This is a genomic window from Legionella nautarum, assembly GCF_001467895.1.
GTDB lineage: Bacteria > Pseudomonadota > Gammaproteobacteria > Legionellales > Legionellaceae > Tatlockia > Tatlockia nautarum.
This window is the reverse complement of sequence record NZ_LNYO01000013.1, coordinates 1,201,175-1,215,333: the sequence shown is the minus strand read 5'-3', so window position 1 is coordinate 1,215,333 and position 14,159 is coordinate 1,201,175. Positions and strand designations below refer to the sequence as shown.

Sequence of the window (14,159 nt, the reverse complement as noted above, 5' to 3'; positions counted from 1 at the left end):
TGCTAGAGGTTGGACTCAGATCCTGAGAGTTATACCATCAACTATTGATGCAAAATAAACTCTAAAGTCTCACAAAACTTTTCAATTTCCTTCTCAGTATTATAGTAATGAATGGATGCTCTTACCAATGAATTTATATTTCTTTTTTTCAAATCTAATCGCGCATATTCTTGCAAGGAAATTGAAACATTAATTTTATGTTTTCTAAGCTTTTCTTGAATTAAATAGGGTTCTATATTTTCACAGTTGAATGTAACAATCCCACATTTATTTTTTCCAAGATCTTGAAGGTTTACTCCATTAATATTTCTTAAATTTTCTCTTAACAGACGAGCCAAAACTTGAATTCTTTGCCAAGTGGCATCAACTCCAAGTGCTAAGGCATAATCGATAGCTGTTGCTAAACCAATTTTGGCGGCAATATTTTGTTCCCAGGTTTCAAAGCGGCGAGCATCATTACGCAGTTGATATTCATTGTCCGATATCCATTGAGCTGCATGAAGATCGATGAATGGCGGTTCGTAATTTTGGATGATTGCTCTGCGTGCAAATAAAAAGCCTGTGCCTCGCGGACCTCGTAAATATTTACGGCCGGTAGCACATAAAAAATCGCAACCAATTTCCTGAACATCAATGGGCATTTGTCCGAGAGATTGGGTTGTGTCTACTAGATAGGGAATATTATGTTTTTTAGCAATTTTTCCTGCTTCGATTATAGGGTTAACAAGTCCACCCTGTGTAGGGACATGAGTGAAAGCAATTAATTTAACCTTTTCATCCAGTTTTCTATTTAAATCATCTAAATCAAGTTGCCCATATTCATCATTAGAAATAACGACAATTTCAATCCCAAGTTGCTTGGCTTTATGTAAAAAAGCTAAATAATTACTTGCATATTCGCTTAGCGCAGTAACAACGCGATCTCCTTTTTTAAATTTGAAACTATAAAAAGCCATTTCCCAAGCTCGAGTTGCATTTTCAACAAAGGCAATTTCCTCTGGAAGACAATTTATTAAACGTGCTGCGTTATGATAGAGTTTTTCTGACTTTTCAAGATTAAATTGGGCTGCTTCATAACCCCCCATAGCAGCTTCCAAGTCGAGATGTTCTTTAATTGAAGAAATAACAGCTACAGGAGATAAAGATGCACCTGCATTGTTAAAATGTAATACTTGCGTGCAACCAGGAGTATCTGTTCTTAATTTTTCGATGTCTAATCGGTGCATAGAAATTAAATCCTTTGATTAATTAATGAGTCGCAACACTATAGTATATCAAATGAGGATTTTGGAGTAAGGATGACTATTGCTGAATCAAATATCGTTTTATATTGGCCGTTTCAGCTTATAGCTAGCCAAGTTTTAACACAAAGTCTGAAAAATTCGAAAATCATCAGTAGGGCGATTGAGAAGTGACCTTTTTTTGGACTTTGGAATAAAAAAAATACCATCAAGTCCTTAACAGAAAATTTATAGCTGTGCTGAGGTAAGTTCTGTTCCAATCGGCTATAATGGGGTTCTTATAAAAGAAGGGGCAATAACAATGCGTAGTTTTTTTATTTATTTGCTAATCGGATTTCTCAGTTTTGGATTAGTAGTGAATGAGGCATCTGCTAAACGTTTTGGTGGCGGAAGAAGCTTTGGTGTGCAGCGTTCTCATAGTAGTTTATTTTCACCGCGAGCTACTCCACAACCGATGAAATCATTAGGACAACGGGCTAATTCGAACAAATGGCGTGGAGTTTTAGGTGGTTTATTAGCCGGTAGCTTATTAGCAAGTTTATTTATGGGTAATGGATTAGGTAGCGGCTTGTTATCTTGGCTGATCTTAGGCTCAATAGCCTTTTTCCTCATTAATTTTTTTCGCAGAAGAATGCAACCGGGGCTACAGTCGGCGCAAACAGCTCACTATGGGAAAAGTTCATTTAACAACCAGAACTCTCAGTTTTATGCGGGATCTGCAAATAATAATTTTTCAAATTATCCAAGGGATTTTGACTCGGAAGCATTCTTACGAGATGCAAAAGTGAAATTTATTCGTCTTCAAGCGGCTTATGATCAAAAGAATTTGCAAGATTTAAATGATTTTACAGCGCCTGAAGTCTTTGCCGAAATCAAAATGCAATTGGATGAGCGTGGTCAAGAGCCTAATAAAACAGAAGTGATTAACTTAAATGCCCAATTACTCGACGTTTCCAGACAAGCGGATTCAACAATGGCTAGCGTGCGATTTACAGGTGTAATTAAAGAGAATCAAGAGCCAGCGATACAATTTGATGAAATTTGGCATTTTCGTCAATTTTTCAATAATCAAGCTTGGGTAGTTGGTGGTATCCAACAAGATGTTTATCAGCCCCAATAAACATTGGTATCTGGTTGACGCTGCCGTCAACCAGATTGAGTACTCTTAGCTATGTTCAAAGACACGAAGTCGGTGCCCATCTGGATCAACAGCGACAAAATTTAGACCAAAATCCATTCGAGTGGGATCTTGGATAATCGTGATACCTTTTTTCTTCCAATCTTCATAAAGCTCATGAACTGCCTGGGTATTGGCAACTAAAATTCCTAATTCAGAACTCCCACCTAGAATAGCCGCTGCTTTAGGTTGTACATCTTGCTTGGACCAAAGACCAAATCTAAGTCCGTTTTCAAGAGCAAACAACGCAAAAGTTGGCATCGCTTCAGTGGGTTGACTCCCAAGTAAATTGCTATAAAAATCAGCGCTTGCAAGAGGGTTATTAACATACAAAATGGCATAACTTGGATAAAGCATATTTATTCTCCAATTGAGGTTAAGATTACCATAGGTTTTAAAACGCTATGGATCTTTTTGTTCTTCTCCAACCGATTTTTGCTAATCGTTGAGAAGCCTCAATCCTAAAAGAATATACTGCCAAATTTTGTCAGCATTGTTTATTGCAGAGGTATGCCCTGTAGTTCACGCCATTCTTTCTGTAAAATTTGCCGTCTTTTAGGGTAGCGGTGATTCATTAAAGTCAATTTTTTAATTCGATCAATACGAAAATGGCGAAATTCACTGCGCACTTCACACCAAGCAGCCAAAATACGGACTTGGTCAAAAAAACCGACAGCGAATGGCCAAATAATTCTCGTAGTTTCGTTATCTTTAAGATCAATATAGCTAATTTCGATTTTCTGCTCGAAACGAATGGCTTTTCGGATAAGTACTTGCTCTTCATCTCCAGTAGGAATTTCATGCCCTGGACCTACTAAAAGACCTGCTGTTTCGAGTTTGGTACGTAAATCTTCGGGAAGTACCGCAGAAATTTTTGCCAAAGCATTGCGTGAAGAAAGTGCTAGGCGTGAGTCAGTTTTTTTTGCGACCCATCGTGAGCCGAGAACCAACGCTTCGATTTCTTCTTCAGAAAACATCAAAGGAGGGAGCATAAAACAGGGTCGTAAGCGATAACCTACACCGGGTTCACCATCAATTTGGGCACCTTGGGCTTGAAGAGTAATAATATCGCGATAGAGCGTTCGAAGGCTTATACCAAGCTCTGCAGCAAGTCTCGCCCCGCTGATAGGGTAGCGGTTACGACGTAAAATTTGCAGCAAATCCAGAAGGCGTTCGGTGCGTGACAAGGTTGGAATCCGGTTGGCCAATGTGGATGATATACTGGCATAGATTGGCAATAAAAAACAACTATTTCCCTGAGCGCCTGGATACTACCGATAAGCCGCGGTATATAGGCGGAAGGAGGTTTTTATCCTACGCCATTAATCCAAGGCTCACCTTAGTCAAAAGAATATTTTCTTCTCTCCCGATTAAATCTTTAAATTTCATGTGACAAGACGTAGCATTAGCACAGTTCAATTCAGAGTATCTGCAATGGAAAAACTTTTTTCATATGGCACCCTGCAGTTAGAAGCAGTTCAAATAGCTACTTTTTCTAGACGCTTAGAGGGTAGGAAGGATTGCTTACGAGGCTATGTCTTGGAAGATCTGGAAATAACGGATCCCTATGTACTTCAAGTCAGTGGTAAGAAAATACATCAAATTCTAGTACCCACCTTGAAGGATTCAGATCAAGTCGAAGGAATGGCTTTTGATGTTACTGAGGCGGAATTATTAAAAGCAGACAACTATGAAGTGAAGGATTATGTGCGGATTAAAATCCGCTTAGCTTCGGGAGCTGATGCTTGGGTTTATGCTCATCAATCTACAGTTAGTCAGAAGGAATAATTTGCTATTTGTTTCCAGAGTTTTGTTGGCCAAGGCCCAACCAGGATAGATACAATTACTTCAGTTTTCTAAACGGTAAATATCGTGGTTCCCAAAAAAGTTCCTGAATTAACTTATCTAAATTAGCCTCTTGATTTTTTTGCGCCAACCCTTCTTTTATCGCAATTTTTGCAACCCGGATAGCGATATGTTTAGCGACTATTTGTGCTTCATCCAGTGAGGGAAGCAGCGGTAGGTAGCTATCTTTTTTACTGGGCGCATACTCACTTAGGGCTTCAGCCGCCGCCCAAATCATTTCTTTGGATAGTCGAGAAGCTTGGACTGCTAAAATACCTAAACCAACTCCCGGGAAAACTAGTGCATTGTTGCATTGTGCAATTTCGATTAAGCGATTTTGGTATTCTACGGCAGGGAAAGCTGTTCCTGTCGCTATAAGTGCTTTACCTTGACTCCAAGCCATAATATCAGCTGGTTGTGCTTCACATTTTTCATCTGGATTGGAAAGAGGGAAAATAACAGGCCGTAGCGAGGTTGAGGCCATAATTTCTATGATTTCTTGGGAAAAAGCACCAGGTTGAGCTGAACAACCAATTAAAATAGTGGGTTTTATTTGACGTACCGTGTCAGTTAAACTAGGAAATGGCTTATTGAGAATAGGCCATACACTGATCTCCTTGGCCTTTCGGGCATAGGGTTTTTGTGCCTCGGTGAGCTCAATATCAGAATCAACTAAAAGACCTTGTCGATCAATTAGCCAAAAGCGCTGATAAGCTTCTTCCTTTTTTAAACCCCTCCTCACCATTGCATCTACAATTTGATCACTGATTCCTGTTCCCGCAGAACCAGCGCCAAAGACCACGATTCGATGATCTTCAAGGTTAATGCCGGTGACGTCGCAGGCTGATAACAAAGCGGCTAGAGTAACTGCCCCAGTACCCTGAATATCATCATTAAAGGTGCATAACTCATTTTGGAATTTATCTAAAATTCGTCTAGCATTGCTACGACCAAAATCTTCCCAATGTAAAAAAGCATTAGGAAAATGAGAACGTACTGCATTCACAAAACTGAGGATAAAGTCATCATAATGTTCAGAAGCAATCCGAGGATGCTGACAACCCAAGTATAGAGGGTCATTCAACAACTCTTGATTGTTTGTACCAACATCAAGAAAAACGGGAAGAGTACGGATAGGATTTATACCGCCGCAGAGAGTATAAACCATCAGCTTAGCGACTGGTATATCCATTCCTCCAATACCTTGGTCTCCAATACCTAACACGCCTTCACCATCGGTCACTACAATTAAATCAATCTCAGGGTTGCTGCGATTACTAATAATCTCTTCAATGCGGTTCTTATCAGAGTGGGCAATATATAAGCCACGTGGCTGCCGGTATTCGTGACTGAAGCGTTTCACTGCTGTTCCTACAATAGGCGTATAAATGATGGGCAGCATTTCCCCTAAATGGCGACTTAGTAATTTATAAAACAAGACCTGATTTTTATCATGGAGATTATTTAGATAAATATGTTGTTGCATGCGGGTTCGGTAACTGGAGTATTGTAGATAGCTGCGTTTTACCTGTTCATCCAAGGTTTCAACTCGATGAGGCAGTTTACCAAGCAATCCAAATTCATGCCGTTCTTCTTGGGTAAAGGCAGTACTTTTATTGAGTTGTGGGATAGTCAGTAAAGGTTTACCGCAAATAGAGGTTTCTATGTATAATTCATCAGTTTGCTCGTCACGAATAATTTTAAAATCTAGCATAATCTTTTTTATCAAATATAAAGACATAACAATAGCGAATATGCAACATTTATTCAATGTGATAAAAAATCCAAGTACCTAAAACGTCAACATGGCGTTAGTTAGAGACAAATGGTAACATCGAGAACTTTATTTTGTAACATCAAGAGGTTCTAATGCGAAAGTACCTGTTTATGGCTTGTATGTCATTATTATTGGCTGCTTGTTCAACACAGGAGGATGGACAATACTACCGAACACACCCTCAAGCATTGCAAGATGCTGTTAAAGATTGTCCTGCTAAGCAACCAACCCAGATGAGTTGTAAGCAATTAGCCGATGTCGCTATAGGGGTAAATGAATTAGCTTATCAATTGCAAATCAATCCACAAGCTTTTGGTATGAAAATATTATCAATTCAAGAAACCTTAGCACATCAACAAGCGAGCTTAAAGGCTAATCCCAATCAGCCTGAGCTTAAGCTGACTGTTCAACATAATGAAGAGCAGCTGGCTGAGTATTTAGCAATAGTAAGATGGTTAGAATCTCCACAGGGTTAACAATGAGAATTTTGGTAAGTAATGACGATGGTGTATACGCACCTGGTATAAGAGCATTGGCTAATGAAATGTCGAGCATTGCAGAGGTGACGGTTGTTGCGCCTGATCGAAATCGTAGTGGGGCGAGTAATTCCTTAACTTTGACAAGGCCATTGAGAATTAAGCAATTGGATAATGGTTATTATAGTGTTGAGGGCACACCTACCGATTGTGTTCATTTGGCTCTCACAGGATTTCTCAATCCAATTGCGGATATAGTTGTTTCAGGTATCAACGATGGAGGCAATCTAGGTGATGATATTCTTTATTCCGGAACGGTGGCTGCTGCTATGGAAGGAAGATATTTAGGTTTACCAGCTATCGCTTTTTCCATGGTTGGTGAGAATATCCAACATTATGACACGGCTGCTTCTATTGCACGCCAATTAGTGCTAAAGATGCGAGCAAATATGCTGCCTTCTCAAACTATACTTAATGTCAACATACCGAATCTGCCTTCAGAGAAAATCAGAAGTATCGAAGTAACACGCTTAGGTACGCGTCATGCCGCGGAGCCTACTGTCAAAGAGTATGATCCACGTGGTCGGCCTATTTATTGGGTAGGACCTTCGGGAATTGAAGCAGATGCAGGCCCAGGTACCGATTTTTATGCGATTGCCCAAAACTCTGTATCCATCACCCCGCTTCAGCTTGATATGACCCATTATAAGGTGTTTGATACCTTATCAGCTTGGGTGGAAGAAATAAATTGGGGTGTCTAACCTGAAAAAACCGTTTCTTAGATGAGAATAAAATATGTACAAACTGTGCGTATTAATAATAACAATCCTATTGACTGCTTGTGGCACAAATTCTAATTTTGCCCCTGTCGTTGAATTAAAATGGCAGCCGCATAACCCAAATCAAGCTACTCATGTGGTGCGACGAGGTGAAACGCTTTATGCAATTGCTTTCCGCTATGACCAGGATTATAGGCAACTTGCTGCCATTAACCATTTGCATAGACCTTATGCTTTGCGTGTTGGTCAAGTTCTGCGTGTTAGAGGACTAGGTACTCGTTCCCGATTTGTTACGGTGAAACCTAGATCTAAAGTAAGGCAGGCTTTGCGAAAAAAAACTAATAAAACTTACCCTATATTTAGAGCAAATCAAACTTTTAATCAAAGGCAAACATGGATTTGGCCAGTCGATGGTCGGGTGGTCTCTCGATTTGCTCCCCAGCTAGGAAAAAAAGGCATAGATATTGCTGGTAAAAAAGGTGAGATGATTCATGCAGCAACCAGCGGAGTAGTGGCTTATGCGGGTAGTGGGCTTTCTGGGTATGGAAATTTAATTATCATTAAACATAATGATCAATACCTAACTGCATATGGCAACAATTTACGAAATATTGTAAAGGAAGGGCAAAAAGTTAAAGTTGGGCAAATTATTGCCGAAATGGGTGTTATAGATAGAAAGTATTGGGGTGTCCATTTCGAAATAAGAAAAGCCGGAAAACCAGTAAATCCACTGGATTATTTGAAGTGAGGTAAAACAAAAACAGTTGTAAAGATATGCCAATAAAGCGGTGTTTTTTCTTATTGAGATATAAACACGATAGGTGAAAAATGATGCAGGCAGACGACGAATCCATGAAAGAAGATGAAGTCCCAGAAGAAGAATGGGATGAATCTCCTAATGATGAAGAGATAGTGCTCTCTGAAGAGCATGAATCTGAGGATGTGGGAGAAGATCCACCCCTCCCCGATTTTAGTAATGAAGAAGCTTTTCCCAGCTTCCAGCGAGGCCGACAAGCGTCCAAAATTATGGATGCAACACAAATCTATTTGAGTGAAATCGGCTTCTCCCCGCTACTTTCTGCGGAAGAAGAGGTTCATTACGCGCGACTTGCACTTAAAGGAGACGCTGCAGCGCGTAAAAAAATGATTGAATCCAATTTGCGCTTAGTTGTTAAAATTTCACGTCGATATTTGAATCGTGGGTTACCGCTCCTTGATTTGATTGAGGAAGGAAATCTAGGATTGATGAAATCGGTAGAAAAGTTTGATCCCGATAGAGGATTTCGCTTTTCAACCTACGCGACTTGGTGGATTAGGCAAACTATCGAGCGGGCGATTATGAATCAAACCCGCACGATACGATTGCCAATTCATGTGGTAAAAGAACTTAATGTTTATTTGCGTGCTGCAAGACAACTGACGCAGAAACTTGATCATGAGCCTTCGGCAGAAGAAATTGCCGAAATGGTAGACAAGCCACTTGAGGATGTAGAAAAGCTTCTGGGTTTGAATGATAAAGTAGCCTCTGTCGATACACCAATTGGTTATGACGAGAGTAAATCCCTGTTAGATACGATTGCGGATGAAAATAGTGTGAACCCAGCAGAGCTTCTAACCGACGAAAATTTGCGTAATCATATTGAGTCTTTGTTGGATAAATTGACAGAAAATCAGCAGCAAGTGATCGCTAGACGTTTTGGTTTGCGCGGTTTTGAAAAGGCTACCCTTGAAGATGTCGGTAAAGAAATTGATCTAACGCGTGAGCGAGTCAGGCAAATTCAAGTAGAAGCTTTGAAAACATTGAGAGGGCTTCTAGAACGGGTTGGTTTAACGCAGGAAGACTTGTTTTAAGGATTGCTCCTCTAATTGCGACTTTCCGAGGCTTGTCGGCATTGTTCCATGGTTGACTATCACTACGTCCCGCGACTTGTTCGCGAGATCCAGAGATCTCAACTGGAAAAAAGATCGCCTGGATACCGCTTACAAGCCGCGGTACGTAGGCGGAAGACTAGAGTCTGCAACAACGTGGATAAGCGGCGGTATGTAGGTCGAAGAGTAGGGCCTGCAACAACGCCGACAAATGGCGGGAAGTTGACGAAGGAGTTAATGAGCTTAACTTTCCTACCCACTAAAATCCACAGCCAAACCCTGCCAACAATCCGAATAATTAACCTGCCTAGAGGAGCTTAATAATGCCGCCTCGCTCACTAACCAAGGCAAGCGAGTTTCAAACATAAAGGCCAAAGTATCTTTATATTGCATAGGTGTTAATTCTTGGTTAATAGCGGCTCGATAGGCTTCCGTATCAGGACCATGTGCAGTCATGCAATTATGAATGCTTATACCGCCCGGGACAAAACCTTCTTTTTTTGCATCGTATTCGCCATACACTAAGCCCATTAATTCACTCATTATATTGCGATGATAGTAGGGGGGTCTAAAGCTGTGTTCGGCAACCATCCAACGAGGTGGGAAAATAACAAAATCAAGATTTGCAACACCAGGGGTATCGCTTTCTGAGGTTAACACGGTAAAAATAGAGGGATCAGGATGATCAAAACTCACAGTATTAATCGTGTTAAAAAGCGATAAATCATAGCTATAAGGCGCATAATTGCCATGCCATGCAACAACATTTAAAGGTGAGTGGTTTGAGCTCGCAGACCAAAAGCGTTGGTGATATTTACAGATTAAGGTAATTTCTTCTTGGAGATCTTCAAAGGAGGCATGCGGATAAAGAAAATGTCGCGGATTAGCTAGTCCATTAGCGCCTAAAGGACCTAATTGCGGCAAGGTGAAGGGCGTGCCGCTATTTTCACAAATATAGCCACAGGCTAAAGGACAGGACAATTCTATTTTAAATTTTATTCCTCGAGGGATGACAGCGATTTTACCTGGAATTATTGCCAGTTGGCCAAACTCCGTGTAAATAACGAATTCACCCAGATAAGGTACAATCAGCATTTCGCCATCACTATTACTAAAATAGCGATTTTTCATCGATTGATTGCACTGATAAATAAATGCATTCGTTATGCTATTACCGCCTATATAAAATAAACCATCAACAAAATCTTGATGATGGGTAGGAGGTTTTAGAGCTGACCAACGTAAGGGATTTGGTGCTTGATCTTGTGCATGCGTCAGTGGTTTAGCTTTAGCATAAGGTGCATAGTCGCCATGCACAACGGAGGGTAGCGTTCTATAAAGCCAACTGTGCAAATTCACATGTCTTGGTCTGGTAAAAGCACTACCACTTAATTGTTCTGCGTACAAACCGAAGGGACATTGCTGCGGAGAGTTTTGCTCCTTAGGTAAGGCTCCGGGTATTGCTTCAGTTTGATGGTAATTGCCAAATCCAGCTAAGTACACCTCTTTCTCCTTGTTATCGCTGTTCGATAAGAATAACTTGAAAAAGTTAAAAAAGTCGAGGTAGATAGAGGTGATTACCGTTCTTTTTAAATGAATGGCGATGTATAATTTATTCATTTTTTATATTAATTGAGGTCTCATCATGGCGGGTCACAGTAAATGGGCAAATATTCGTTTTCGTAAAGGTGCCCAAGATGCAAAACGAGGAAAAATTTTTACTAAACTAATTCGAGAAATTTCCGTGGCTGCGCGAGCTGGTGGTGCGGAAGAATCGTCTAATCCTAGATTACGCGATGCAGTTTCTAAAGCACTTAAAGCGAATATGAAGCGCGACACGATTGATAATGCAATTAAGCGCGGTGCAGGTGGCTTGGATGGCGACAATATGATGGAAATGCGCTACGAAGGTTATGGACCAGGCGGGGTCGCTATTTTGGTTGATTGTTTATCAGATAATAAAAATCGTACAGTTTCCGAAGTGAGACATGCTTTTACTAAACATGGTGGTAATTTAGGAACGGATGGCTCAGTGGCCTATTTATTCAACAAACAAGGTGAAATTCTTTTAGCTTCAGGTCAATCTGAAGAAAAAGCGATGGAAGTAGCTATCGAGTCAGGTGCTGATGATGTCCTCGTTGAAGAAGGACAAATTGAAATCATTACAGCGGCTGAGAATTACCATAACGTATTGTCAGCTATTCAGGAAGCTGGATATGAAGTCGAGCAATCCCATTTAACTATGCGTGCTCAAACCATGGTTCCCTTAGATACAGACACAGCTGAGAGTTTAATCAAATTAATTGATATGCTTGAAGATTTGGATGATGTACAGGAAGTGCATAGTAATGCAGAGTTTCCCGAATCAGTTTTTGAGTAGGGCCCAATGAGCATTATTTTAGGGATAGATCCGGGATCTCGCATAACGGGTTATGGCATTATCAAGGAAGAAAATCGCAAACTTTCCTATATCGATAGTGGATGTATCCGCACGGCGGAAGGTCCCTTGAGTCAGCGATTATTGGAAATTTTCGATGGTATTTGTCAATTAATGGATGATTATTGTCCCAATGATGTGGCAATAGAGCAAGTATTCATGCATCAAAATCCTAGCTCTGCTTTAAAATTAGGTCACGCCAGAGGGGTTGCAATGGTAGCAGCTGCTTCGCATCGAGTGCAGGTAAGCGAGTATTCAGCGCGTGAGATAAAACAAGCTGTAGTGGGTTATGGTGCTGCGCAAAAAGCACAGGTTAAGCATATGGTAGTTAATTTACTGCTGCTAAATAGTCCGCCGCAAAATGATGCAGCCGATGCGCTGGCGATTGCGATCTGCCATAGCCATATGCGGCATGGTTTAGCGGCTTTACCGCAGTACAGACAAGGCTCAAGGAGACGTGCGAGATGATTGGCTGGTTGAGTGGGCAAATTGTTGATAAACATCAATTAGGTAAACTGGTAGTTGACGTCAATGGGGTTGGTTATGATGTAGAAACTTCATTACAAACTTTTTTTCAACTTGAATCTCACCAAGGCCCGATCGGATTACATATCCATACTGTAGTTCGTGAAGACGCTCTGTTGCTCTATGGTTTTTTAGATAAATTAGAGCGCAGCTTGTTTCGAGCCTTAATTAAAGTCAATGGGGTTGGCCCTAAAATGGCGATTACTATTCTTTCTAGCATTAGCCCTAATGAATTTATTCAATGCATCAATCAACAAAATACGTTATACCTGACAAAATTGCCGGGGATCGGCAAGAAAACGGCTGAGCGCTTGGTGATTGAAATGAAGGATAGTATAAAGTCATTTAGTTCGGCTGATTTTAATCAAGTTGCTTTAAAACAGGTTGCCAATGTACGTGAACAAGATGAGGCGATTAGTGCGTTAGAGGCTTTGGGATATAAGCAACAAGAAGCAGCCAAGGTCATTAATAAAATAGATGATGGAAATAAAACTTGCGAGCAATTGATTCGCCAAGCCCTGCAGATTTTGGCTGGTAGGTAGATTGGGCCTGGCAAAGCATGCTCATAGCAACTCCCCGCGGTCAAGGCGAGGAGATTTGCCTACTACTGCGCAGTATTAGTCGCTTGAGGGATAGGAAAATACACCTGTACAATTAATCCCGTACCCACTGAGGGCGAACCCAGTTCGACTTTACCGCCATGTAAAATAGCGATCTGTTGCACAATGGCCAAGCCTAATCCACTGCCAGGACTCTTATTACCTAAAACGCGGAAGAAGCGTTCAAAAACTCTTGATTGAAGTTCACTGGGAATCCCTGGTCCATTGTCACGAACCTCAAGAATCAGTTCTTGTTCTTTGGAATAAACACGAACCGAAACTTTTCCATTTTCTTTGCTATAACGGATAGCATTATCAACCAAATTGCGGATAAGGATACTGAGGGCAGTGGGATTGCCGGCAAATCCAGGTGGATGCTCGTCATGCTCAAATTCAAGTTCAATTTGTTTTTCTACAGCACTTGGCGCTAACATAGCTAACACTTCGCGCGCTATTTTAACCAAATTCACTTCGTCGATATCATTAATATTGGCTGCCTCAGGCACTAGCTTGCTCATCGTTAGTAATTGCTGAACAATATGTGTGCTGCGATTTACACTAGCGATCAATTTTTGTAAGGCTAGGTTTTTCTCTTCGATATCGTTGGTATTCAATGCGACCTGGGCTTGAGCTTTTAGTGCGGCAAGAGGGGTGCGAAGCTCATGGGCAGCGTCAGCGGCAAAGCGTTTTTCCCGTTCAAAACCTTCTTGAAGTCGATAAAAAAGTTTATTTAATTCATCGATAACGGGTTTAATTTCTTCTGGAACTTCTTGTAAATCGACCGGTTCTAAATGGGTGGGTGCTCGGTTAGCCACCTCTTGGGCAACGCGATCTAGGCTATCTAAACCTCGTCCAATAATAATCCAAATAAGTAATCCAGATAAGGGGAAGGTAAGGAGCATGATATAAAGATCATCTTGAGCAATGCGATGACCTAATTCATTTCGGGTATCATAACGTTCAGCTAAAACGGTACGAACTCCTGCTTTTTCATTATAAGCAGTAAACACGCGCCATTTTTGTTTACCAAGCATTTTATCGCTAAAACCATCCACTTCGGCTGTAAGAGGTATTTTGGGTGCAGTCGGGGAATGAAGTAACAGCTTTCCACCATTAGTCCAAACCTGGAAATTAAACTTCTCTAGATAGTTTTTGGGAGGTAAATCATTTAAAAAACGTCGTTGGTAATAATTATCAATTTTTTGTGGAATGAGCTCTAAAGCATCCTGAATTTTGTTCAGTGGCCGTTGATGAAGATCATCACCCAAAAGTGCTTGATACGATAAGGCGGAAATCGCCATTAAAGTATCAAGATGTTCTTGAATATCTTTTTGATCAAGATAGTAATTACCTATCGCCGTAAGCGTAGTAGTGATAGTGATGGCTAACAATAAATTAATTAGCAAAAATTTGCGAATTGAAGATTTCACAGTA

General features: G+C 40.7%; 15 protein-coding genes. 9 read left to right on the top strand and 6 right to left on the bottom strand.

Annotation, left to right across the window (positions count from 1 at the left end):
• Positions 1–41 precede the first annotated feature (41 nt).
• On the bottom strand, positions 42–1,226 hold the full coding sequence (locus Lnau_RS08810; protein ID WP_058504739.1) for an aminotransferase class V-fold PLP-dependent enzyme: 1,185 nt from the start codon (positions 1,224–1,226) through the stop codon (positions 42–44).
• Positions 1,227–1,542: 316 nt separating this feature from the next.
• Between Lnau_RS08810 and Lnau_RS08805 the strand changes: the two genes are divergently transcribed.
• Entirely contained in the window at positions 1,543–2,361 is an 819-nt protein-coding gene (locus Lnau_RS08805) for a Tim44 domain-containing protein (RefSeq protein WP_058504738.1), read from the top strand.
• 45 nt (positions 2,362–2,406) lie between these two features.
• Here the strand turns inward: Lnau_RS08805 and Lnau_RS08800 are convergent, their stop codons facing one another.
• Both Lnau_RS08800 and Lnau_RS08795 read right to left on the bottom strand, forming a co-directional pair.
• Positions 2,407–2,775, bottom strand: a complete 369-nt coding sequence (locus tag Lnau_RS08800; protein WP_058504737.1) for a VOC family protein — start codon at positions 2,773–2,775, stop codon at positions 2,407–2,409.
• 140 nt (positions 2,776–2,915) lie between these two features.
• On the bottom strand, positions 2,916–3,605 hold the full coding sequence (locus tag Lnau_RS08795) for a helix-turn-helix transcriptional regulator (protein ID WP_058504736.1): 690 nt from the start codon (positions 3,603–3,605) through the stop codon (positions 2,916–2,918).
• Positions 3,606–3,852: 247 nt separating this feature from the next.
• Here Lnau_RS08795 and Lnau_RS08790 point away from each other — a divergent pair, with 247 nt between their 5' ends.
• Positions 3,853–4,206, top strand: a complete 354-nt coding sequence (locus Lnau_RS08790) for a gamma-glutamylcyclotransferase family protein (RefSeq protein ID WP_058504735.1) — start codon at positions 3,853–3,855, stop codon at positions 4,204–4,206.
• Positions 4,207–4,261: 55 nt separating this feature from the next.
• On the opposite strand, the gene Lnau_RS08785 is transcribed toward Lnau_RS08790, so the two are convergent.
• On the bottom strand, positions 4,262–5,977 hold the full coding sequence (locus tag Lnau_RS08785) for an NAD-dependent malic enzyme (RefSeq protein ID WP_058504868.1): 1,716 nt from the start codon (positions 5,975–5,977) through the stop codon (positions 4,262–4,264).
• Between the two features lie 155 nt (positions 5,978–6,132).
• Here Lnau_RS08785 and Lnau_RS08780 point away from each other — a divergent pair, with 155 nt between their 5' ends.
• From Lnau_RS08780 to rpoS, 4 genes are all read left to right on the top strand, one after another.
• Positions 6,133–6,516, top strand: coding sequence for a putative periplasmic lipoprotein (locus Lnau_RS08780; protein WP_065240266.1), 384 nt, complete (start codon positions 6,133–6,135; stop codon positions 6,514–6,516).
• Between the two features lie 2 nt (positions 6,517–6,518).
• The gene (gene surE / locus Lnau_RS08775; RefSeq protein WP_058504733.1) at positions 6,519–7,277 is read left to right on the top strand and encodes a 5'/3'-nucleotidase SurE; all 759 of its coding nucleotides are present in this window, start codon (positions 6,519–6,521) and stop codon (positions 7,275–7,277) included.
• A 34-nt stretch (positions 7,278–7,311) separates the two neighbouring features.
• Positions 7,312–8,043, top strand: coding sequence for a peptidoglycan DD-metalloendopeptidase family protein (locus Lnau_RS08770; protein WP_058504732.1), 732 nt, complete (start codon positions 7,312–7,314; stop codon positions 8,041–8,043).
• Positions 8,044–8,126: 83 nt separating this feature from the next.
• Positions 8,127–9,146, top strand: a complete 1,020-nt coding sequence (gene rpoS / locus Lnau_RS08765; protein ID WP_058504731.1) for an RNA polymerase sigma factor RpoS — start codon at positions 8,127–8,129, stop codon at positions 9,144–9,146.
• Positions 9,147–9,416: 270 nt separating this feature from the next.
• On the opposite strand, the gene hmgA is transcribed toward rpoS, so the two are convergent.
• Complete coding sequence (gene hmgA, locus Lnau_RS08760) at positions 9,417–10,667, bottom strand: homogentisate 1,2-dioxygenase (protein WP_058504730.1); 1,251 nt, start codon at positions 10,665–10,667, stop codon at positions 9,417–9,419.
• A 142-nt stretch (positions 10,668–10,809) separates the two neighbouring features.
• Here hmgA and Lnau_RS08755 point away from each other — a divergent pair, with 142 nt between their 5' ends.
• Genes Lnau_RS08755 through ruvA form a run of 3 tightly spaced genes read left to right on the top strand, consistent with a single transcriptional unit; the run spans position 10,810 to position 12,668 of the window.
• Entirely contained in the window at positions 10,810–11,544 is a 735-nt protein-coding gene (locus tag Lnau_RS08755) for a YebC/PmpR family DNA-binding transcriptional regulator (protein WP_058504729.1), read from the top strand.
• A gap of 6 nt (positions 11,545–11,550) precedes the next feature.
• Positions 11,551–12,069, top strand: a complete 519-nt coding sequence (ruvC, locus tag Lnau_RS08750; RefSeq protein WP_058504728.1) for a crossover junction endodeoxyribonuclease RuvC — start codon at positions 11,551–11,553, stop codon at positions 12,067–12,069.
• A complete protein-coding gene (gene ruvA / locus Lnau_RS08745; protein WP_058504727.1) occupies positions 12,066–12,668 on the top strand; it encodes a Holliday junction branch migration protein RuvA in 603 nt (200 codons plus the stop codon). The genes ruvC and ruvA overlap by 4 nt, the downstream gene beginning before the upstream one ends.
• A 62-nt stretch (positions 12,669–12,730) precedes the next feature.
• Here ruvA and Lnau_RS08740 read toward each other — a convergent pair whose 3' ends face one another.
• Positions 12,731–14,155, bottom strand: a complete 1,425-nt coding sequence (locus Lnau_RS08740) for an ATP-binding protein (protein ID WP_058504726.1) — start codon at positions 14,153–14,155, stop codon at positions 12,731–12,733.
• Positions 14,156–14,159: the final 4 nt, after the last annotated feature.